The 1,212-nt window shown below is 70.0% G+C and carries 2 protein-coding genes; one reads left to right on the top strand and one right to left on the bottom strand.

Annotation, left to right across the window (positions count from 1 at the left end):
* Positions 1-405: two-component regulator propeller domain-containing protein (locus ACEN88_RS32180; RefSeq protein WP_413346274.1), on the bottom strand; the 405-nt coding region annotated here is incomplete at its 3' end.
* Positions 406-504: 99 nt separating this feature from the next.
* Here ACEN88_RS32180 and ACEN88_RS32175 point away from each other — a divergent pair.
* Positions 505-1,212, top strand: a 708-nt coding sequence (locus ACEN88_RS32175; protein WP_413346272.1) for a cytochrome P450, incomplete at its 3' end; no start/stop codon positions are given.

The following is a 1,212-nucleotide window of genomic DNA, read 5'->3' as shown; positions in this document are numbered from 1 at the left end:
GGCAAAGACCGAGCCGGCCGGTCCGCCCTCCTTGCCGCCGGGGTAGTGGCGCATGCGGCCGTCCACCATCAGGCTCACGCCGCCGTACTTGTAGCCGACCCACATCCGGCCATCGGGCAGCACGCCGATGCCGGCCACGTTCGACGACAGCGGCGCCTCGCTAGCGGCCGCGCGCAGGAAGCGCACGCCATCGAATTTGTACAGGCCGGACGTGCTGCCGATCCAGATCCAGCCGTCCGGGGTCTGCGCGATGCCGGTGATGTTGGCGGGCGCGCCTTCGCGGGCCGTCCAGCTGGCGTGCGGCAGGCCGAGCACGGGGGCCTTGTCCACGGGCGCCGCGTGGACCGGGGGGATGCACACGATGGCTGCCAGCAGCGCCGCGACGGGTCGAAAGATTGACGTCATTCCCGACAGTATAAAAGCTGTCGGTTCGGCGTGCCAACTGATTGTCGATGTCGTTTTCGTTCAATACCGGGTTCGCGCACCGGGCCGAGAATGCCAGGCATGAAAACGACCACGCCCCCCTCCTGCCCCTTCCACGCCGGCACCGCGAGCAGCGCGCCGGCATCCCATCCACCCGGCGCCTGGCCCCCCGGACCCCCGTCCGGCCTGACGGGCTGGCGCTTCCTGCGCGCGATGTCGCGCGACCTGCTCGGCGCATTGTCCGCGTGGCGCGACGAGTACGGCGGCATGGTGCACCTGCGGATCTGGCCCGAGCACCAGATCCTCGTCACCGACCCCGACCGGGTGCGCGAACTGCTCGTCGACCATCACGACGCGCTGGTGCGCTGGGAGCGCGCCATCGAGGTGTTCGCCCAGGTGCATGGCATCAGTACGCTCACGTCGGAAGGCGCCGCATGGCGCACCAAGCGGCACGCGTTGCAGCCCGCGTTCACGCCGAAGGCCGTGCAGGCCTTCGTGCCCGCGATGGCGCTTGCCGCCGACGCCGCATTCGCGCAGTGGCCGCAGGCCGACGGCGCGTGGACGATCGAGAGCGCCTTCACGTCGCTGGGCATGGACGTGATCATGCGGATGACGTTTTCCAGCGGAGTGACGGCCGACACGCGCGATGCCGAATGGGCCGTGCACCAGTTGAGCGTCGAGGGAGCTGCCGAGATGTACTGGCCCAGGAGCTGGCCCGACTGGATGCCGTGGAAGGCGAAGAAGCGCCGCGCGCTCGCGACGCTCGACCGGCTGATCGACGGCCACGTG

The sequence above is a fragment of the Massilia sp. CT11-108 genome (assembly GCF_047302915.1).
Taxonomy (GTDB): domain Bacteria; phylum Pseudomonadota; class Gammaproteobacteria; order Burkholderiales; family Burkholderiaceae_D; genus Telluria; species Telluria orientalis.
This window is presented reverse-complemented; position numbering and strand designations above follow the sequence as displayed.